Origin of the sequence: Xanthobacter sp. 91, assembly GCF_000702385.1 — a bacterium.
Lineage (GTDB): Bacteria > Pseudomonadota > Alphaproteobacteria > Rhizobiales > Xanthobacteraceae > Xanthobacter > Xanthobacter aminoxidans.
In genome coordinates, this window is sequence record NZ_JNIB01000001.1 from 4,900,258 (window position 1) to 4,919,071 (window position 18,814).

Here is an 18,814-nt window from a genome sequence, read left to right on the forward strand (position 1 = left end):
GGGCTGGATCGACGCCATGAAGACCGACGCCATGACGGACGAGAGCCTCCAGCAGGATGACATCATCGGGCAGGATCTCCTGTCGTTCGACGTCGCGGTGGACGGCAGCCGATTCCGCATGAGCTTCAGCCAGCCGGACGGCTCCAGCGCGTCGCTCAACCTGCCGTCGGACTGCCTGCGCGCGCTGGTGATGACCCTGCCCAAGATGATGGCCGAGGTGCTGCGCGCCCAATACAAGGACGAGAGCCTGCGCCTCGTCTATCCCGCGCACATGGTGCGGGTGGAGCAGGCGTCCGAGCCTTCCACCCTGATCCTCACCCTCGCCACGCCCGACGGCTTCGAGGTGTCGTTTGCCCTTGGCGGTCGCCAGCTCCAGACGCTGGCCGCCGCCCACGCCAGCATCCGCCGCACCAGCGAGGCGGCACCCGTCTTCAACTGATCCCCCCTTTTTTGCCGAGCGACCGACCCCACCTGATCCGTTTGTTTTTCCGACCCCGTTTTCCCATCTCTCGTGTGGCATCTCGCAACGGAGGCACCGGGAGCCGAAAGGCCCCCGGTGCCAATTTTTTGGCCCGTCAGCGGATCGGATAGGGACGCCGCGTCACGTATCGGTGGAAGCCGGTCGCGAGCAGCACGATGGCCATGGCACCCACCGCAACCGGCATCAGGGCGAACGTCCAGGACGCCCCCATGAGCATGGCGACGATGGGATCGGCCCCGGCCGGTGGATGCAGGGTGTCGGTCAGCAGCATCACGGCGATGGCGACACCAACGCCCATGGCCACCGCCCACGGCGCCGCGCCGCAAAAGGACAGCACGACAACGCCAACGGCCGTGGACAGCACATGCCCGCCAACGACATTGCGCGGCCGCGCCAACGGGCTTTGGGGGAGCGCGAAGACGAGGACGCAGCTTGCGCCGAAGGGCGCGATCAGCAGCAGCACGCCGGACCCATCCTGAGCGAGGCCGAGAAGGAGAATCGCCAGAAAGGCCCCGAACCCGGCAAGGCCGGCGTCAAGCGCGCGCCGGGCCAGCGGCGCCCCCTGGCCGGAGGCTCCTGATCCGGAAAAAAGGAACGTCATGGGACAAGCACCCGAGAAGCGGGAGGATGACGGCGATGGCACGGCGGCGCCCCCGGAGAGCCGCCGCCGCGCCGGTGGATCAGCCCGCCTTTTTGAACTTCGCCGCCTCCTCCGAGCCGCCGGTGGCATTGCCCTTGGAATAGGAGTGCGCGCCGACGCCGGCGAGTTTGCCGCCCTCAACAATGAGATATTCGTCGCGGATGGGGCGCCCCTCGAAGAAGCATTCGAGGATTTCACGGGTGCCGGCCGCATAGCGGGCCTGGGCGGTGAGCGAGGTGCCGGACATGTGCGGGGTCATGCCGTTCCACGCCATGGTGCGCCAGGGGTGATCGGCCGGCGCCGGCTGCGGGAACCACACGTCGCCGGCATAGCCGGCGAGCCGGCCGCTCTCCAGCGCGCGGGCAATGGCGTCGCGGTCGCACAGCTTGCCGCGCGCGGTGTTGACGATGTAGGCGCCGCGCTTGAACAGCTTCAGCGTCTCCTCGTTCACCATGTGCTCGGTCTCGGGATGCAGCGGGCAGTTCAGCGTCACCACATCGCAATGGGGGTACATCTCCTCGCGGGTGGCGTGGAAGGTGAGGTTCAGCTCCTTCTCGATGGCTTCCGGCAGGCGGTGGCGGTCGGTGTAGTGCAGCTTCACGTCGAACGGCGCGAGGCGGCGCAGCACGGCGAGGCCGATGCGGCCGGCAGCCACGGTGCCGACGCTCATGGCTTCCAGATCGTAGGAGTGCTGCACGCAGTCGGCGATGTTCCAGCCGCCCTTGCGTGCCCAGTCATGGGCGGGGAGATAGTTGCGCACCAGGCCGAGGATCATCATCACCACGTGCTCGGCGACGCTGATGGAGTTGCAATAGGTGACTTCGGCGACGGTGACGCCCCGGTCGATGGCCGACTGCAGATCCACATGGTCCGAGCCGATGCCGGCGGTGAGCGCGAGCTTGAGGTTCTTGGCCTTGGCGAATCGCTCGGGCGTCAGATAGGCCGGCCAGAACGGCTGGGAGATGACGATGTCCGCATCCACCAGCTCGCGCTCGAACACCGAATCCGGGCCGTCCTTGTCGGCGGTGACGACCAGCGTGTGACCGTTGGCTTCGAGATATTTGCGCAGCCCCAGTTCGCCGGAGACGCTGCCGAGCATGGTGCCGGGGATGAAGTCGATGGCCTTCGGCGTCGGCAGGGTCTGGCCGCCGGGATAATGATCGATCTTCGGCAGGTCGTCGCGGGCATAGGTCTTCGGCAGGCCGCCGATGGGATCGTCGTAGAGAACGCAGAGAACCTTGGCCATGGTTTCCTCCTTGAGGCGATGGAGGCGCGCGTCCGCGATCGCCGGGTGGGGAGGCCGGCGCCGGTGGGAACGGGACGCATTTGGGACGATCCGCGGGGCGGCCTGAGGCCACCGCGCCGCGCTTCCATCTTGAGGCCGGCGCAGGTCGCGTCCGGCTTTTGCGAGTTAAGGACGGGGGCGGCGGCCGGTCCAATCGTTTGGCGGCAACGATTGATAGCCGCCTGCGATAAGCCCCCTCAGGCGCAGGCGGTGAGGGCCGGCGGACGGGCGACGCTCTCGCCCATCCGGCGCGCCGCGTGGCGCATGAAGGCGCCGGCCAGCGGCGATTGCGGGTCGCGGTCCGAGGTCACGACACCGACGCTCTGGCTGTGCACCGGGTCCACCAGCGGCACGGCGACGAGATGGTCCGGCGCGTCGAAGGTTTCGAGATAGGTGTGGGGCACGATGCCGGACCACGCGCCGGAGCGCACCAGCGACCACACGCCGAGGAAGCTGTTCGCCTCGATGCGGGGATTGGAGGCGACTCCCGCCTCGGCGAGGATGCGGTCCACGATGCGCCGGTTCTGCATGTCGCTGGTGAGCAGGCACAAAGGATGCGCCGCCGCCTCCGACCAGCCGATGGAATTGCGTCCGGAGAAGGCGCCGGCGGCGGCGACGAAGACATAGGTCTCGTCATAGAGCGGCAGGGAGCGCACGCGGGTCAGCGGCTCGTTCTCGGAATAGGTGACGCCGGCATCGATATCGAGCGTGTCGAGCCCGCGCTGGATGGCGGTGGAGGCGAGCGACAGCAGTTGCACCCGCACATTAGGATAGCGGGCGCAGAAGCCGTTCACCAGCGCGGGCAAGGCGGGGATGGCGGCGGGAATGGCGCCGATGCGCAGCGTGCCGGACAGGCCGGTGGCGGCATCCGAGAGGTCCTGCCGCATGCCGTTATAGTCCGCCACCATGCGCTGCGCCCAGGCGAGCACCCTCTCGCCCTCCAGCGTCAGCCCGAGGAAGCGGTGGGAGCGGATGACCAGCGGCAGGCCCAGCTCCTCCTCCAGCTTGCGGATGCCGGCGGACAGGCCCGGCTGCGACACCCGGCAGGCCTCCGCCGCCCGCCCGAAATGCCCCTCGCGCGCCACCGCCACCAGATATTCGAGCTGGCGCATGAACATGTGTGTGCCCTTCCTGTTCTGCGAGTCGATCTTATATATCGAAGGGAATAACGACAAGGCGCCGTCCGGTTTGATAAGCTGCGCGCGGCGGATACAGCGCAGCGCCGGGCGTTCCGATGCGCGATTGCGTGTGTGAGGTTCCATGGCGTCGCTGAGCGTGAGAATCGACCTTGCTCCCGGAGGCCGGCTCGGCCCCGGCAAGATCGAGCTTCTGGAGAAGATCGAGGCGCTCGGCTCCATCTCGGCGGCGGGGCGCGAGATGGACATGTCCTATCGCCGGGCGTGGGAGCTGGTGGAGGAGCTGAACACGCTCTTCCCCGCCCCGCTCGTTTCCGCCCGCTCCGGCGGCAAGCACGGCGGCGGCACGGCGCTCACGGCGCTGGGGCAGGCGGTCGTCGCCAATTATCGTGCCATCGAGAAGGCCGCCGATGCGGCGACGCGCGCGGCCGTGGCGGAGCTGGAGGCGGAACTCGCCGCCACGCCCACCGCCGCCGAATAATCCCGCAACCTCCGCGCGGCCGGCCCTAAGCCCGCGCCGCCCGCAGCGCCGCGGCAGCCGCCACCGGCCCCAGCACCAGCGCGAACAGGGCGAGCCCCGCCAGCACGCGGAACGGCGTGCCGAACGGCACCGGCCCGACCACCGCCGCCTGAGTCGCCGAGACGGCGAAGATCAGCACCGGGATGGTGAGGGGAATCACCAGCACCGCGATCAAAAGCCCGCCCCGCCGGAACGCCCCGGCAAAGGCCGCGCCGATGAGGCCGAGGAAGGTCACGGCCGGCGTGCCCACCAGCAGCGTCAGCACCACCGCTCCGATGGCGGCCGGCTCCAGATTCAGCATCAGCGCCAGCACGGGGGCGGCGAGCACCAGCGGCAGGCCGGTGGCGAGCCAGTGGGCGAGGCCCTTGGCGGCGGCGGTGAGTTCCAGCGGCAGCGCGGAAAGGGTGAGCGCATCGAGGGAGCCATCCTCCGCATCGGAAGCGAACAGGCGCTCCAGCCCGATCAGGCTCGCCAGCAGCGCGCCGATCCACAGGATGGCCGGGCCGATGCGCGCCAGGAGCACGAGGTCAGGCCCCACCGCGAACGGCACCACCGTCACCACGGAGAGGAAGAACACCACGCCCAGCCCCGCGCCCCCGCCGGACCCCAGCGACAGCGCCAGATCCCGGCGCACGATGGCAAGGAAGGCGGCGATCATGGGCGGCCTCCGGCCGGGGAATGACTGAAATCGGGAGGCTGACGCAATCCCGTCGCGCCGGCCGTGCTCCCTCTCCCCTTGCGGGAGAGGGCTGGGGTGAGGGGTGCGTCTCCGAGAATGCCAGGGCCGGCGGACTTGGAAAGGCCCCTCCCCCTCACCCCCGGCCCGTCTCCCGCAAGGGGAGAGGGGAGGAATGGGGCAGAGGCGACGAGAGCGAGCAAGCGAACGCGAGGCGCGAGACCGAGAAATAAAACAGCCATCACCCCACCCCTCCCAGCCGGAGTTCGTCCGTCTCGCCGAGGTCGAGCGGCGCGTGGGTGGCGGCGATGAGGAGGCCGCCGGCGGCGAGGTGCGCGCGGCCGAAGGCGGCAAAACGGGCCTGCGCCTTCACGTCGAGCGCCGTGGTCGGTTCGTCCAGCACCCATACCGGACGCTTGGCGACAAGCAGGCGAGCGATGGCGAGGCGGCGCTTCTGGCCGGCGGAGAGCACCTGCGCGCGCAGCCGGCCGAGGCCGCCGAGGCCCACCTCCTCCAGCGCCTCTTCCACCTCCAGCCCGCCGCCGCCCAGTACGGTGCGCCAGAAGGCGAGGTTGGCGGCCACCGTGAGCGCGCCCTTCACCGCATCCTCATGCCCGAGATAATGCAGATGCTCGCCGACACTCTCCCCGCCCCCATCCAGGCGGACCGTCCCGGCGGTGGGGGCCAGCAGACCGGCGAGGATGCGCAGCAGAGAGGACTTGCCGGCCCCGTTCGGCCCGACCACCACGAGCGCCCGCCCGGCCGCCGCCGACACGGCGAGGCCCTCGAACAGGAGCTTGAATCCTCTTCGGCAGGAAAGGTTATCTCCTACCAGCGCCTTGACAGTCATGCGTTGCCGACCCCTGCCTTTTGGTGCATTGCACATTCAACGCTGTTATCGCATGACCGCGCTTTGAAATGGCTCTATAAAGCCCGCAGCCGCGCCGTCCAAGGTGGTGGAGAAAAGACCTCCACCGTCAAAGGAGGTGCTGTTTCGGTCGATCATCGAACCGGAGTTTTCCAGCCGTGACCTCCCTCGACAGCTTCAAGTGCCGCACAACCCTGACGGTAGACGACAAAGAGTACGTCTATTACGATCTCGAGCTGGCGGAGAAGAATGGCCTTCCGGGCATTTCCGCGCTTCCCTTCTCCATGAAGGTGCTGCTCGAGAACCTGCTGCGCTTCGAGGATGGTCGCTCCGTCACGAAGGAAGACGTGATCTCCGTCGCCGACTGGGTGAACAACCGCGGCAAGGCGGAAAAGGAAATCGCCTATCGCCCCGCCCGCGTGCTGATGCAGGACTTCACCGGCGTTCCCGCGGTGGTGGACCTCGCCGCCATGCGTGACGCCATGGTGGCCCTCGGCGGCGATCCCGAGCGCATCAACCCGTTGGTTCCCGTGGATCTGGTCATCGATCACTCAGTGATCGTGAACTTCTTCGGTGACAACAAGGCGTTCGGCAAGAACGTCGAGGAAGAATACAAGCAGAACCAGGAGCGCTACCGCTTCCTGAAGTGGGGCCAGAACGCGTTCGACAACTTCCGCGTCGTCCCGCCCGGCACCGGCATCTGCCATCAGGTGAACCTCGAATACCTCGCCCAGACCGTCTGGACCCGCAAGGAAGAGATCAACGGCAAGAAGGTCGAGGTGGCCTATCCCGACACGCTGGTGGGCACCGACTCGCACACCACCATGGTCAACGGCCTGGGCGTGCTCGGCTGGGGCGTGGGCGGCATCGAGGCCGAGGCGGCCATGCTCGGCCAGCCCATCTCCATGCTCATCCCCGAGGTGATCGGCTTCAAGCTCTCCGGCAAGCTGAAGGAAGGCATCACCGCCACCGACCTCGTGCTCACCGTCACCCAGATGCTCCGCAAGAAGGGCGTGGTGGGCAAGTTCGTCGAGTTCTACGGCCCCGGCCTCGAGCACCTCTCCCTCGCCGACCGCGCCACCATCGCCAACATGGCCCCGGAATACGGCGCCACCTGCGGCTTCTTCCCGGTGGACCGCGAGACCATCGACTATCTCGACGAGACCGGCCGCAAGGACAGCCGCGTGGAGCTGGTGGAGAAGTACTCCAAGGCCCAGGGCATGTGGCGCAAGAAGGACACCCCGGATCCGGTGTTCACCGATACGCTGGAGCTGGACCTCGACACCGTCCTGCCGTCCATGGCCGGCCCCAAGCGCCCGCAGGACCGCGTGCTGCTCTCCGAATCCAAGGCCGGCTTCCAGGCCGCGCTGGAAGGCGAGTTCAAGAAGCCCGGTGAGGCCGCCAGGCGCGTGCCCGTCTCCGGCGCCGACTACACACTCGGCCATGGCGACGTGGTGATCGCTGCCATCACCTCCTGCACCAATACCTCCAACCCCTCGGTGCTCATCGCCGCCGGCCTCCTCGCCAAGGCGGCCGTGAAGAAGGGCCTGCGCTCCAAGCCGTGGGTGAAGACCTCGCTGGCGCCCGGCTCGCAGGTGGTGGAAGGCTATCTCAAGGCCGCCGACCTGCAGGACGACCTCGACAAGCTCGGCTTCAACCTGGTCGGCTTCGGCTGCACCACCTGCATCGGCAATTCCGGCCCGCTGCCGGAAGCCATCTCCGAGGCCATCAACACCAACGACCTCGTGGCCGGCGCCGTGATCTCCGGCAACCGCAACTTCGAAGGCCGCGTGAACCCGGACGTGAAGGCGAACTACCTCGCCTCCCCGCCCCTGGTCGTCGCCTATGCGATCGCCGGCTCGCTCCAGATCGACCTGACCACCGAGCCCCTCGGCACGGACAAGGACGGCAACCCGGTCTATCTCAAGGACATCTGGCCCTCCAACAAGGAAGTGGCCCAGTACATCCGCGAGAACGTCACCAAGAAGATGTTCAAGGAAAAGTATTCCGACGTCTTCAAGGGCGACGAGCACTGGCAGAAGATCGCCGTGCCCACCGGCCAGACCTACGCCTGGCAGGATGCCTCCACCTACGTGCAGAACCCGCCCTATTTCGTCGGGATGCAGAAGGAGCCGGAGCCGGTCAAGGACATCATCGATGCCCGGATCATGGGCCTGTTCCTCGACAGCATCACCACCGACCACATCTCGCCGGCCGGCTCCATCAAGCAGGCGTCCCCGGCGGGCCAGTACCTGATCGACCATCAGGTGCGCCCCGTGGACTTCAACCAATACGGCACCCGCCGCGGCAACCATGAAGTGATGATGCGCGGCACCTTCGCCAACATCCGCATCAAGAACCAGATGGTGCCGGGCGTGGAAGGCGGCGTGACCATCCACTATCCGGACGGCGCCCAGCTTCCCATCTACGACGCGGCCATGAAGTACCGCGCCGAAGGCGTGCCGCTGGTGGTGTTCGCCGGCAAGGAATACGGCACCGGCTCCTCCCGCGACTGGGCGGCGAAGGGCACCAAGCTGCTCGGCGTGCGCGCCGTGGTGGCCCAGTCCTTCGAGCGCATCCACCGCTCGAACCTGGTCGGCATGGGCATCGTGCCGCTGGTGTTCAAGGACGGCGAGAGCTGGCAGAGCCTCGGCATCAAGGGCGACGAGGTTGTCACCCTCAAGGGCATCGAGGGCGACCTCAAGCCCCGCCAGACGCTCACCGCCGAGATCAAGTTCGCCGACGGCACCGTGAAGAATGTCGAGCTGATCTGCCGTATCGATACGCTGGACGAGCTCGATTACTTCCGCAACGGCGGCATCCTGCCCTACGTGCTGCGCTCGCTCGCGGCCTGATCTTTCGGCCTGATTTTGCGGCGCCCGCCAGGGTGCTGACGGAACCGTGATGAACGCCGGCCCGATGCCTGTCGGGCCGGCGTTTGCGCGTCTGGAGCGGCTCAAAGATACCGCCCCGCACCCCTTTGTGACTGGAGTGCGGTGCCGCCGTCCGCTATTGCGGAGACACATTCCAACAACGCATTGCGCTCCATGATGTTGAACCGCTCCACCCTCACGCTTGTCCTCGCCCTCGCCGCTTCGCCGGCGCTGGCGCAGAGCCAGCCGAAGGTGGTGGTGGAGCTGTTCACGAGCCAGGGCTGCGCCTCCTGCCCACCCGCCGACGCGCTGCTGAACGATCTCGCCAAGGATCCGCAGGTGCTCGCGCTCACCCTCTCGGTGGATTACTGGGACTATGTGGGCTGGAAGGACACCCTCGCCCTCCACGGCCATTCCCTGCGCCAGAAGGCCTATGCCGAGCAGCGGCCGGACAAGAAGATCTACACCCCCCAGATGGTCATCGACGGCCAGATCGCCGCCAAGGGCAGCGACCGCGCCGCCGTGCAGCGCGCCGTCATGACCGCCCGCGCCTCCGGCGGCCTCTCCCTCCCGGTGGAGGTGAAGCGGGACGGCGATGCCATTGAGATCACCCTGCCCCAGCCCCTCGCCATCGAGGATGGTGCCGAGCTGTGGGCCTGCCCCGTCGCCCGCACCCAGTCGGTCTCCATCGGCCGCGGCGAGAACGGTGGACGCAACGTCACCTACGCCAATGTGGTGCGCGGCTGGACCCGGGTGGCCCGCTGGCAGGGCGACGCCCGTACCTTCCGGGTGCCGCTGAAGGACATCCATCGCGATGGCATGGATGCGGTGGCGGTGATGGTGCAGACCGGCACCCCGGCCACGCCCGGTCAGATCGTCGGCGCGACCCTCTTCCCGCTCGACTGAACCGGCATTGGACCGAACTGCCGTCGAACCGGCCTGAACGGCCCCTTTTACCCCCCTGAACTGCTCCTGACTCGAGTGTCGATTCGACACACGAACCGCGTCGCCGCGTCGGCCAAAAAAAAGGCCATCCGCGGGGGATGGCCTACATCGGGGGTCTGAAGTCGGTGCGTAGCAGTGGCCGGTTCGGATGCACCCCGGGGGGCTGGGGGGCTGGGATAGACCGGAGCGCTTCACGAACCGGCCCTGCTACGCGAAGAAAGATCGCGCCCGGCCGCGGCACGCGATTGGCCGAATTCCGGCGACACTGTGATTCCATTGACGTTGGCGTGATGGGTATCCGGATGCCGTCCAGCGATCGGGAGCAGCCGGCTACGGATTGCCCTTGAAAGGGGTCGCCGGTGGAGGGATCATGAAGGAATGCAAGCGTCCCGAACCCCGGCAGCCCCGCCGGAAAGTGATGCCAGACAAGGACAAGGAGGCCCGATGGGAGACATCGAACCCATAGTCCTGCAGCGGCGCGGCGCCTCGCCGGTCCAGCCCTCCACGCCGTCCCCCGCTCCCCTCCGCGTCACCTTCGACCGCCGCGAGCTGGACCGGATTCTCGACCTCTACGGCCGCATGGTCGCCCAGGGGGAATGGCGCGACTACGCCATTGATTTCCAACGCGACAAGGCCGTGTTCAGCATCTTTCGCCGCGCCATGGACGTCCCTCTCTACCGCATCGAGAAGGACCCCCGACTCGCCCGCAAGCAGGGCATCTACAGCGTGGTCTCGCAGACTGGCCTCATCCTGAAGCGCGGCCACGAACTGCCCCGCGTGCTGGCGGTACTGGAAAAGCCGCTGCGCACCATCTGAGCCGGCGTCCGGACGCAAAAAAGGCCGGGACATGCCCGGCCTGACCCTCAGCGATAGAGAAGCGAATCAGGCGCGATTCGTGCCCTTGCGGCGCAGGCGGACGACCACGTCAACGCGGGCGACCTCATAACCTTCCGGCGGCTCGGGCAGCAGGTTCACAGCCACGTCCGCGGCCGGGATATCCACGAGGTCGTTCTGGCCCTCGACGAAGAAATGGTGGTGGTCGGAGGCGTTGGTGTCGAAATAGGTCTTCGAGCCATCCACCGCCACCTCGCGCAGCAGGCTCACTTCCGTGAACTGGTGCAGCGTGTTGTAGACGGTGGCGAGCGAGACAGGGAAGCGCGCCTTGATGGCTTCCTCATGCAGGATTTCAGCCGTCACATGCCGGTCGCCTTTGGCGAACAGCAGCCAGCCGAGTGCCAGACGCTGGCGGGTCGGCCGCAAGCCGACTTCCTTCAGCATCTCGCGGACGTCATGGAAGGGGCAGCCGGTGCGACGCGCCGTATTCACATCCCGAAGCTGTGCAACGGGAAGGATCGGTTCAACCTGCATGTCACCGCCCTGGGAGAAGGAGGTGCTGAAGGTGGTACGGGCGCGGGGCATCTCGGTCATTTCGGCTGCAATCTTCGTAGCTAAAACCAAAATATGCGCCGCCGAGGGAAACGCAATGCGAATGCCTCCGAAGACGACTAGCAAATTTATACCCCATGCTGCACAGCAGCGCCATACGGGAGGGGGTGAGTAAGAATATTTCCAAGGTAGGGGCGCACCATCGAACCTTGCGTCATGCCCGGTCACATGAGCGTCAATCAACGCACAGCGCATGGACAATGACGCCTCGCCCAAGCTATCGCGGGACCTTGCCGCCGACCGAGAACGGAGCCTGCCTTGTATCCGACCACGAAGGAAACCGCGTCCCTGCTGCTGGTGGCGGGCTCTGTCATGGCCCTCAGCGCTGCCTGGTATTTCCAGCTGGTCGTGGGGCTGGCGCCCTGCCCCCTCTGCCTCGACCAGCGCATCGCCTATTATGCCGCTATTCCCTTGGGACTGATTGCCTTCTTCCTCGCCCGAACCGGCCGGTCCGGACCGGCGCGGGTACTGCTCGCCCTGCTGGGTGCGGCCATGCTGGCGAACGCCGGTCTGGCGATCTACCACGCCGGCATCGAGTGGCAGTTCTGGACCGGCCCCACGGCCTGCACCGGCGCCCCGGTGGCGACGACCAATGTCCTCTCCGCCCTCAAGGGCGCCCGCGTGCCCCGCTGCGACGAAGCGGCGTGGCGGATGTTCGGGCTGTCCATGGCGGGGTGGAATGCGCTGATCGCGCTGGGGCTGGCGGTGGTCGGGTTTGGCGGCGCGACGACCCGTCGCAAGGCCTGACCGGGCCTCGAAATGAGCAGTCCCCGTTTCACGAAGGCGGGGAATGCTGTCGGCATTCTGCGGCAGTAGGCCAGCTCCGGGACCTCAGGTGCGGCCGGCGATGGCGTCGAGGCACGCCGCGTTGACATCCTTGGCTGACTGACTGACCTGGAAATGCCGCAGGAATGCCTCCCGCGCGCGGGCGCCCATGAGGGCGCGGGCCTCGGGCGGCATCTCAAGAAATGCGGCAAGGCAACGGGCGGTGCCTGCCAGATCGTCGTTTTCCGCGAGGCCGCCGCCACTGGCGGTGACTTCGCGCCAGATGTTCACCTTGTTGGTGATGAGCACCGGCCTCGAGCAAGCCATCGCCTCGGCGACGACGATGCCGAAATTCTCCTGATGGGAGGGCATCACGAATGCCTCCGCCTGATGGAACGCACCCCACTTGGCATCCCCCCGTAGCAGGCCGGGCCAGTGGATCCGGTCACCAATGCCCTTCTGCGCGGCCTGGGCCTTCAACTCGGCGAGATACTCGTCCGAGGCCGGCCCCGCCATGACGAGATCCAGGTCGTCACGGTCGCGGCAGACATCCGCGAAGGCATCGATGAGCAGGTCGCAACCCTTCTTCGGGTGAACCCGGCTGAGGAACAGGAGATAGGGCTTCTTCAGCCCCGGTGCCGCCGCGCGGAAGGCCTCCGCGTGCTCGGGCTTGAACGGGCCAGGGTCGGACGTGCCATAGGCGATCACGCGCTCGTTCACCCGATAGGGACCGAACGACTCGCGGGCGAGGATCTTCTCCTCCTCGGTGGTGAACAGCACGAAGCCCGCATTGTTCAGGAGCGGGCCCTCGTTGAACAGCCAGAACGCCTGCTTGCCCGCGGCCTTGACCGGGAAATTGTGCTTGAACCACGGGTCGAGCATGCCGTGCGTCTGGGCCAGATAGGGAACGCCCGAGCCGACGAGCGCCAAGCGTGCCGCCATGGTGGAGTAGTTCCACAGCCCATGGACCGTCACCACGTCATAGTCCCGCACATGGGCCTTCAGCCACGGCAGCAGTGCGGGGCGATAGCCGTACCGGCGCCAGGGCAGGCGCCGCTTCCATTCCGGCACTGAACCAAGGGGCTCGCCGAGGCCGAACACGGTGAGGGGGAAGTTCTGCACCCATGGCGCATCCGGCGGGTCGAGGGACACCACATGCTCCTCGATGCCCGCCGCCGCGTGGAACGGAGCCTGCTGCCGGATGCCCTCGATGGGGCCGCCCTCGCTCGGATTGACTCCCGCGATGATTCTCAGCCGCTTTTTCATGGAGCCCCCGACCCCTCGTGTTTGGAGCCGGCGCCGCGCACGACGCGGCTGCCGGCAATCCCGATATCCCCATCGCCGCCGCACCCGTGCAAAGGCCGCGTCATGAGGCACGCATTCATCCCCGCGGCCGCAGCAGCAACACGAGCACCGACATGGCGACATGCAACAGCAACAAGGCTGCGGCCACCCCGGTCGCGCCCCACGACACGGCCCAGCTGTAGGCCAGCACCGCGCAAACCATCGTCAAGCCGACAAAGATGTAGGACAGCCGCACATGGCGGTTGATGGCGGCGATGGGCGTGAACAGGCAGCCCCACAGCATTTCTGCCGCCACAGCCCCGTTCATCAGCGCAAAGAAAGGATAGACCACGGCCACATGGCCGTGGGTCCACAGCGCCATGATGAAGGGGCCGAGCGCCCACAGCCCGATGCCGTAGGCGGGAATGCCCACCAAGCCGATGAGCACGTGAATCTTGCGCAGGCGGGCGAAGGCGGATCGGTTGCCCTCGCCGTGCATGCGCGAATACTCCGGCGCGAAGGAAAAGTTGACGAGGTTCGCCGCAGACGTGCCCATGCGCGCCAGCGTGCGCGAGGTGGAAAAGAGCACGGTCTCCTGCGTGGTCGCCAGCGCGCCGAGGAGAACGATAGGTCCCTGGATGGCAATGGCCTGCGCGAGCCCGAGCAGCATGTAGCTGAAGGAGGGATTCGCCATGCGCCGGATCTCGTCCAAGCGTGCGTTCTTCAGGCCAAGCCGGATTTCCGGCGCGACGATCCTGAGCCATGTCCACACGCCAATGACCATTCCGATCCGCGTGATCAGCACGGCGAGTGCCGCCAGTTCCACACGCGTCGTCACCAGCGCGACCGCCACGGTCGCGACGCCCTCGAGCAGGCGCGCCGTCGCTGCCGCGATAACTTCGGCAGCCGGCCTGCCGCTGGCGCGCACGCCAGAGCCCAACAGCAGCAGGAACTGGTAGCAGACCACACTCCCGACGAGGAACAGGATGGTCTGCTTCGCCTCACTCTCGCTCAGCGGCCCAAGGGCGAAAGTCGTCGTGAGCGAGACCGATTCCACGCCCAGAATGCAGGCGCCGAGAATGACGGCCGTCGCCACCAGCAGAAGGGCGAACACGCTGTGGTACACGCGCAGCACGCCGGTTCGGTCCGCTTTCGCCGCGTGGATCACCATCTGGTTCTTGGCAACCGAGGTGAAACCGAGGTCGGTCAGCGTCAGGTAGCTTGGCACCGCGTAAAGCACGAGCCAGCCGCCGTAACGCTCGGAACCCCATGCAGCGAGCAGGAACGGCACCTGCACCAGTTGCACGCCGAGTATCACAATCTGGTTGTAGATCTGGGCGGAGAAGGTCAGCCCGACCCGCCGGAACGACAGAATACGGCTCATGCCTGAAAGAGCCTCCCGCAGCCGCTCGGCACCGGGAAAGACGCTGGGGACCGGAAGTGCGAAGTCTGGTGCATCAGCCAATTTGCTCCGCCACCGCAGCAACCACCTGATCGACGGTGATCGCCCTCACCCCCCGCATGTCATGGATCGTGCGGTTCCGGCCCACATAGGGATGCCACTTGCGCGGCCGGTTGAAATCGCCGAACAGCCCGATACAGGGCACGCCGGCCGCGGAGGCAAGGTGCAGCGGCCCTGAATCGTGCCCGATGAAAAGCTGCGCGGTCTGCATCGCCGCCGCCGATTCACGGGGAGCGAGAGCGCCGCAGGCGTCGATCAGCGGCCCGCGCCAGACGTCGCGTATCGCGTCCACGCGCGCCGAGTCCTCGGCGGCCCCCACCACCAGCAAACCATGTCCTGGATGCTTCTGGCTGATCGCGCCGAGCAGGCTGCGCCAATTGTCGACGCCCCAGTCCTTCTGCGCCGCCTTGCCGCCCATATTGATCGCGATGGATGGCACGCCTGCGATGGGCGCCACGATCCCGCGGCCCGCGGCGAGCTCGGCGGGCGACAGCGCCAGATCCCAATTGGCGGGATCGTGCAGATCCACCGGACCGAGCGCTGCGAGCGCGCGGCCGACGCGCTCGCATTCCGGCTCCTCCTCACCGGTCTGCGGGGAGATGCGGCAGGTGTCGAGGTCGCGAGTGTAGGGAACCCCGATGATGCTGCGGAAGCCACACAGCTTGAAGAACAGCAGGTCTCGGTAGACGTTCACGACCCCGCGTGAAGGCATCATGTAGATCATTGTATCCGCGCCGAGTGCCATCAGCCGACGGCGCAAGTCCCACAAGGCGGCCGGGCTGCGCGTGCCCACCGGATAGGACAGCGCGCCATGCACGATTTCGGTCCCCAGAACCGACAGCAGCGGGGCCGCCTTGGACGAGACCGGCACATTGGTCAGCACGATGCGCTCGTGGTCGGGATAGAGTTCGGCGACACGCCGGAAGAAGGGTAAGGCGATGATGGTGTCGCCGAGACTTCCGAGCCGGTAGATGATCAGGCGCTTCATCGAAGACGTGACCCTGTCGAGAATTGAGGCGGCCACTTGAGCCGGGCGGCGAGCGAGATGCCGATGTCGCGGGCGGAAGGGGGAAGGCGCCGGCCCGCGCGGCGAACCGGCGGGCCGAGCGGGAATGAGCCGTTCAGGCGCTGACGCCCTCGGTCATGCGGCTGATGACCTTGGTGGTGCTGCGCCCGGGAACGAGCTCGAAGCGCAGCACCCGGCCTCCTCGCGCGAGCACGCTGTCGGCGCCGACAATCTCGGAGACCTGATAGTCTGCCCCCTTCACGAGAACATCCGGCTGGAGTTCCTCGATGATCTCCTTGGGCGTGTCCTCGTCGAACACCACCACCAGGTCGACGGCTCCGAGGGCCGCAATCACCTGCGCCCGATCCATTTCGCCGTTGACCGGGCGGCTCGGCCCCTTGAGCCGCTTCACCGAAGCGTCCGAATTCACAGCGACCACGAGGCGGTCGCAATGGGCCCGGGAGAATTCGATGATGCCCACATGCCCCACATGGACGATGTCGAAGCAGCCATTGGTGAAGCCAACCGCCAGCCCGTGGCGCTGCCAGGCCGCGACCTGCGCCGCCGCCTCCGCGCGCGAGACGACCTTGGCTGAGGACGGGTTCCCGTCCGTGTAGCTCTGCCGGTCCAGCTCGGCGAGGAGTTCATCGCGCGAGACGGTGGCAGTGCCGCGCTTGCCCACCACCACGCCGGCAGCGGCATTCGCGATATAGGCCGCTTCCTGCAGGTCCCCGCCGGCACCGACCACCAGCGAGAGGGCCGCGATGACTGTATCGCCGGCACCCACCACGTCGGCCACCTCGCGGGCGGCCGTGGGGATGTGGACTGGCTCGGCGGTGCGCTGCACCAGCGTCATGCCCTTTTCCGAGCGGGTCACGAGGACCGCCCCGATCGTGGTGCCGGCCAGCACTTTGCGGGCCGCCGCCACGGCCGACGCATCGTCGTCCCCCTGGATGCCGGTCGCAAGGTAAGTCTCGTGCAGATTGGGCGTGACCAGGGTCGCCCCGTCATAGCGCGCCAGGTCCGAACTCTTGGGATCGACAATGACGGGGGCCCCGCGCCGTGTCGCCAACTCGACCACCCGCCGGATCACGTCCGTCGTCAGGACGCCCTTCGCGTAGTCCGAGAGCACCACCACATCGTGCTCCGGCAGCGCCGCTGCGATCCGGGCGACGATCGCCTCCTCCACGTCCGGCGCGACGGGCGAATTGTCCTCGCTATCCGAGCGCAGCATGTGCTGGCCCTGGGCGACGAAGCGGATCTTCTCGGTGGTGGGACGTTGCGGCACCTCCACGAAGGTCGACGCGACACCCGGCGTCTCATCGAGGATGCGCTTGAGTTCCGCGCCGCAGGAATCAGCCCCGATGACGCCGACCAGCGTGCACCGCCCCCCCAGGGAGGCGATGTTACGCGCCACGTTTGCCGAGCCGCCGGCGATGGTGGTGCTGCCTGTCACCGACAGCACCGGCACCGGGCTTTCCGGCGAAATGCGGCGCGCGGCCCCCATGACGAAGCGATCAAGCATGACGTCACCGAGACACAGCACACGCACGCCCGCGAATTGATCAATAACGGACATCTCGCCTCCTCACGGCGATTAGAACCATTTCAGAAGATGCAATCCCGATCTGCATTCGGCGGTCGGGACGGATCATCTCGATACCGGAACGGCAGGCGAGACCAGCCGCAAATCCCCCCAGCTCAGCGATTTGGAAGCCACCCGCGCGTCGTGCGCCTCGCCGACCGTAACGGCCGGCGGATTGGCGACCTCGGCGACCGGCACGACGGACACCCCCGCAGAAAACAGCGTATCCTTAAGCTCTTCGGGCTTGATCCGCCCCGCAAGCGGCACCGGCACTTCGGCGAGGGCGATATCTCCCTCGGTTCGGGCGGTCCACTGGCCGGTGACATCGCGCCCGTCATAGCGACAAGGTCCGGTGGAGACCACGGCCTTCCAACCGCCGGCGCTCAGCTCGATCTTGTCGTCGGCGATCCGCCGCGCCTGGGCCCCTGCCCCCTGCACGGTGAAGCGGAACCGCAGCTCGGAGCCCTCGTATCCGTCCTTCGACCGGAACATGTTGGGAAATCGATCACCAGCGTCGACGAGCGGATAGGCCGCCACGAGCACCCGGCCTTCGCTCTGGGCCGCGCGCATGCCGAAGGAGGCGAAATCGAACTTGTCCTTCATGACCCGGGCGCGGAAGACGACTGGCTTGGCGCCGCCCTTCCAATATCCGATCACCGGGTGGGCCTGCGCCCAGCACATGGCGATGGATGCGCTGCCGAGGCAGGCTTCCGGCGCCAGCCATGTGGTGCCCCAGATCTCGTCGCCATTGTCGGCGAAGCGACGGTAGCGCTCTCGCACGGTGCGGGGGAGCGGCGCCGCATCGGTGAAATAGACCTTCAAATCCTCCGGGCAGGGGATCGAGTATTTGGGGGGGCGCTGCAATGCGCGCAACCGCGCGGGGACATCGCGCCCGATCCGTTCCTCCACCATGGGCCAGCCCTCGGTGGCGAGAAGGTCCATATAGGCCCGGCTGTGCGGCCCGGCCCACTGTTGAGTCGGTGGATGGAAATGGAAGGCGACGGTTTCCCACGTTTCGCGCCAAAGGGCGGACGCGTCGCGATGGATCCGCTCGTCAGAAAGGTAGTAGACGATCGCCTCCAGCTCCGTCAGCGCAAGGACCGTGTAGACTGGGCTGTTGTATTCAGTCAGGCCGCCCTGCTGCCGCGTATAGGCACTGAAGCGCTGCATCTGCGTGACGGCATAGCTGGTCAGTTCCGGCATATTCAGCAGGTGCCCTGCCATACCGGTCACCCGGATCGCCATCACCGCGACGTTGGTATAGTCGAGGCCAACGTTCCGCCGCATGATGGACGCACAGGCGTTGAGCAGGACGAAATTCGCCTTGGAGCGAGCTTCAGGGGTGAGCAGCCCGCCGTGGTCCCACAGCAGCTCGCACAGCCGCGCTCCGATGAAATTGGCCCAGTTGAGGTCGGGGGGCCGCATTTCCGAGAGCGGTTCCTCGACATACCAGGGCCACGTGCCGAACGTCAGGCTGAAGGGATTGGTATCCTGCTCGTCGGCGAGCCGCATCACGATCCGGTTGATCCGCTCCACCGCGCGCGGATGCCCGTAGTCCGCGAGCGCGACGGCATAGGTCGCGCTTTCGCGGGTCGGATGGACCATCATCGCGCTGGTCGTGCGGGTGGCGTAGCCCGGTCCCCCGCCCTTGGTGATCAGCAGCCCGGCGGTCTCGTCCCAGCGGAAGCGCGGTCCCCATTGATCGATGCCGCCCCATTCCGCCATTTCATCCGACGCAGCGGCTGGGCTCGGACGGAGGCCGAGATGGACCCCCCCAGCACCCAACAGAGCCAAGGCAGCGCGCCGGTTCATCAGCGACATCTGAGCGTTCCTCGCCATCCC

The 18,814-nt window shown here is 67.0% G+C and carries 17 protein-coding genes; 6 read left to right on the forward strand and 11 right to left on the reverse strand.

Annotated elements, in window-relative coordinates; all coding sequences use genetic code 11:
- The first annotated feature begins 16 nt into the window (after nt 1-16).
- Entirely contained in the window at nt 17-439 is a 423-nt protein-coding gene (locus A37E_RS0122910) for a hypothetical protein (protein ID WP_245279408.1), read from the forward strand.
- A gap of 136 nt (nt 440-575) precedes the next feature.
- Here the strand turns inward: A37E_RS0122910 and A37E_RS0122915 are convergent, their stop codons facing one another.
- The 3 genes from A37E_RS0122915 to A37E_RS0122925 form a co-directional block, all read right to left on the reverse strand.
- Nucleotides 576-1,082: an HPP family protein gene (locus A37E_RS0122915; RefSeq protein WP_081837737.1), complete on the reverse strand. Its 507-nt coding sequence runs from the start codon at nt 1,080-1,082 to the stop codon at nt 576-578.
- Nucleotides 1,083-1,161: 79 nt separating this feature from the next.
- Nucleotides 1,162-2,367, reverse strand: coding sequence for an NAD-dependent formate dehydrogenase (locus tag A37E_RS0122920; RefSeq protein ID WP_029558741.1), 1,206 nt, complete (start codon nt 2,365-2,367; stop codon nt 1,162-1,164).
- 236 nt (nt 2,368-2,603) lie between these two features.
- Nucleotides 2,604-3,524 (reverse strand): LysR family transcriptional regulator, encoded by a 921-nt coding sequence (locus A37E_RS0122925; RefSeq protein ID WP_029558742.1) that lies wholly within the window; start codon nt 3,522-3,524, stop codon nt 2,604-2,606.
- Nucleotides 3,525-3,666: 142 nt separating this feature from the next.
- Between A37E_RS0122925 and A37E_RS0122930 the strand changes: the two genes are divergently transcribed.
- On the forward strand, nt 3,667-4,023 hold the full coding sequence (locus A37E_RS0122930) for a winged helix-turn-helix domain-containing protein (RefSeq protein WP_029558743.1): 357 nt from the start codon (nt 3,667-3,669) through the stop codon (nt 4,021-4,023).
- Nucleotides 4,024-4,048: 25 nt separating this feature from the next.
- On the opposite strand, the gene ccmB is transcribed toward A37E_RS0122930, so the two are convergent.
- Both ccmB and ccmA read right to left on the reverse strand, forming a co-directional pair.
- Entirely contained in the window at nt 4,049-4,717 is a 669-nt protein-coding gene (gene ccmB, locus A37E_RS0122935) for a heme exporter protein CcmB (RefSeq protein ID WP_029558744.1), read from the reverse strand.
- 262 nt (nt 4,718-4,979) lie between these two features.
- Nucleotides 4,980-5,588 carry a heme ABC exporter ATP-binding protein CcmA gene (ccmA, locus tag A37E_RS0122940; protein WP_029558745.1) on the reverse strand — a complete coding sequence of 203 codons (609 nt, stop codon included), beginning with the start codon at nt 5,586-5,588 and terminating at the stop codon, nt 4,980-4,982.
- 176 nt (nt 5,589-5,764) lie between these two features.
- Between ccmA and acnA the strand changes: the two genes are divergently transcribed.
- The 3 genes from acnA to A37E_RS0122955 all read left to right on the forward strand — a co-directional run bounded on the left by acnA (nt 5,765) and on the right by A37E_RS0122955 (nt 10,240).
- Nucleotides 5,765-8,461 (forward strand): aconitate hydratase AcnA, encoded by a 2,697-nt coding sequence (gene acnA, locus A37E_RS0122945; RefSeq protein WP_029558747.1) that lies wholly within the window; start codon nt 5,765-5,767, stop codon nt 8,459-8,461.
- Between the two features lie 192 nt (nt 8,462-8,653).
- On the forward strand, nt 8,654-9,385 hold the full coding sequence (locus A37E_RS0122950; RefSeq protein WP_051679278.1) for a DUF1223 domain-containing protein: 732 nt from the start codon (nt 8,654-8,656) through the stop codon (nt 9,383-9,385).
- A 483-nt stretch (nt 9,386-9,868) separates the two neighbouring features.
- Nucleotides 9,869-10,240, forward strand: coding sequence for a DUF2794 domain-containing protein (locus A37E_RS0122955; RefSeq protein WP_024278775.1), 372 nt, complete (start codon nt 9,869-9,871; stop codon nt 10,238-10,240).
- A gap of 66 nt (nt 10,241-10,306) precedes the next feature.
- Here A37E_RS0122955 and irrA read toward each other — a convergent pair whose 3' ends face one another.
- Nucleotides 10,307-10,792: an iron response transcriptional regulator IrrA gene (gene irrA / locus A37E_RS0122960; protein ID WP_197023077.1), complete on the reverse strand. Its 486-nt coding sequence runs from the start codon at nt 10,790-10,792 to the stop codon at nt 10,307-10,309.
- A gap of 336 nt (nt 10,793-11,128) precedes the next feature.
- Between irrA and A37E_RS0122965 the strand changes: the two genes are divergently transcribed.
- Nucleotides 11,129-11,617 (forward strand): disulfide bond formation protein B, encoded by a 489-nt coding sequence (locus A37E_RS0122965; protein WP_029558750.1) that lies wholly within the window; start codon nt 11,129-11,131, stop codon nt 11,615-11,617.
- Between the two features lie 84 nt (nt 11,618-11,701).
- Here the strand turns inward: A37E_RS0122965 and A37E_RS0122970 are convergent, their stop codons facing one another.
- The 5 genes from A37E_RS0122970 to A37E_RS0122990 form a co-directional block, all read right to left on the reverse strand.
- Complete coding sequence (locus A37E_RS0122970) at nt 11,702-12,901, reverse strand: glycosyltransferase (protein ID WP_029558751.1); 1,200 nt, start codon at nt 12,899-12,901, stop codon at nt 11,702-11,704.
- Nucleotides 12,902-13,016: 115 nt separating this feature from the next.
- Complete coding sequence (locus A37E_RS0122975; protein WP_051679279.1) at nt 13,017-14,303, reverse strand: hypothetical protein; 1,287 nt, start codon at nt 14,301-14,303, stop codon at nt 13,017-13,019.
- A gap of 73 nt (nt 14,304-14,376) precedes the next feature.
- A complete protein-coding gene (locus A37E_RS0122980; RefSeq protein WP_051679280.1) occupies nt 14,377-15,369 on the reverse strand; it encodes a glycosyltransferase family 9 protein in 993 nt (330 codons plus the stop codon).
- 133 nt (nt 15,370-15,502) lie between these two features.
- On the reverse strand, nt 15,503-16,966 hold the full coding sequence (rfaE1, locus tag A37E_RS0122985; protein WP_029558754.1) for a D-glycero-beta-D-manno-heptose-7-phosphate kinase: 1,464 nt from the start codon (nt 16,964-16,966) through the stop codon (nt 15,503-15,505).
- A 72-nt stretch (nt 16,967-17,038) separates the two neighbouring features.
- On the reverse strand, nt 17,039-18,793 hold the full coding sequence (locus A37E_RS0122990) for a hypothetical protein (protein WP_156026409.1): 1,755 nt from the start codon (nt 18,791-18,793) through the stop codon (nt 17,039-17,041).
- Nucleotides 18,794-18,814 lie beyond the last annotated feature (21 nt).

Bases quoted from the DNA above. Each gene is read 5' to 3' on its own strand.
- irrA (WP_197023077.1), bottom strand. From the start codon at position 10,792: ATGCAGGTTGAACCGATCCTTCCCGTTGCACAGCTTCGGGATGTGAAT.
- A37E_RS0122955 (WP_024278775.1), top strand. From the start codon at position 9,869: ATGGGAGACATCGAACCCATAGTCCTGCAGCGGCGCGGCGCCTCGCCG.
- ccmA (WP_029558745.1), bottom strand. From the start codon at position 5,588: ATGACTGTCAAGGCGCTGGTAGGAGATAACCTTTCCTGCCGAAGAGGA.
- A37E_RS0122970 (WP_029558751.1), bottom strand. From the start codon at position 12,901: ATGAAAAAGCGGCTGAGAATCATCGCGGGAGTCAATCCGAGCGAGGGC.
- A37E_RS0122910 (WP_245279408.1), top strand. From the start codon at position 17: ATGAAGACCGACGCCATGACGGACGAGAGCCTCCAGCAGGATGACATC.
- A37E_RS0122920 (WP_029558741.1), bottom strand. From the start codon at position 2,367: ATGGCCAAGGTTCTCTGCGTTCTCTACGACGATCCCATCGGCGGCCTG.
- rfaE1 (WP_029558754.1), bottom strand. From the start codon at position 16,966: ATGTCCGTTATTGATCAATTCGCGGGCGTGCGTGTGCTGTGTCTCGGT.
- A37E_RS0122915 (WP_081837737.1), bottom strand. From the start codon at position 1,082: ATGACGTTCCTTTTTTCCGGATCAGGAGCCTCCGGCCAGGGGGCGCCG.
- A37E_RS0122990 (WP_156026409.1), bottom strand. From the start codon at position 18,793: ATGTCGCTGATGAACCGGCGCGCTGCCTTGGCTCTGTTGGGTGCTGGG.
- A37E_RS0122950 (WP_051679278.1), top strand. From the start codon at position 8,654: ATGATGTTGAACCGCTCCACCCTCACGCTTGTCCTCGCCCTCGCCGCT.
- A37E_RS0122975 (WP_051679279.1), bottom strand. From the start codon at position 14,303: ATGAGCCGTATTCTGTCGTTCCGGCGGGTCGGGCTGACCTTCTCCGCC.
- A37E_RS0122930 (WP_029558743.1), top strand. From the start codon at position 3,667: ATGGCGTCGCTGAGCGTGAGAATCGACCTTGCTCCCGGAGGCCGGCTC.
- A37E_RS0122925 (WP_029558742.1), bottom strand. From the start codon at position 3,524: ATGTTCATGCGCCAGCTCGAATATCTGGTGGCGGTGGCGCGCGAGGGG.
- A37E_RS0122980 (WP_051679280.1), bottom strand. From the start codon at position 15,369: ATGAAGCGCCTGATCATCTACCGGCTCGGAAGTCTCGGCGACACCATC.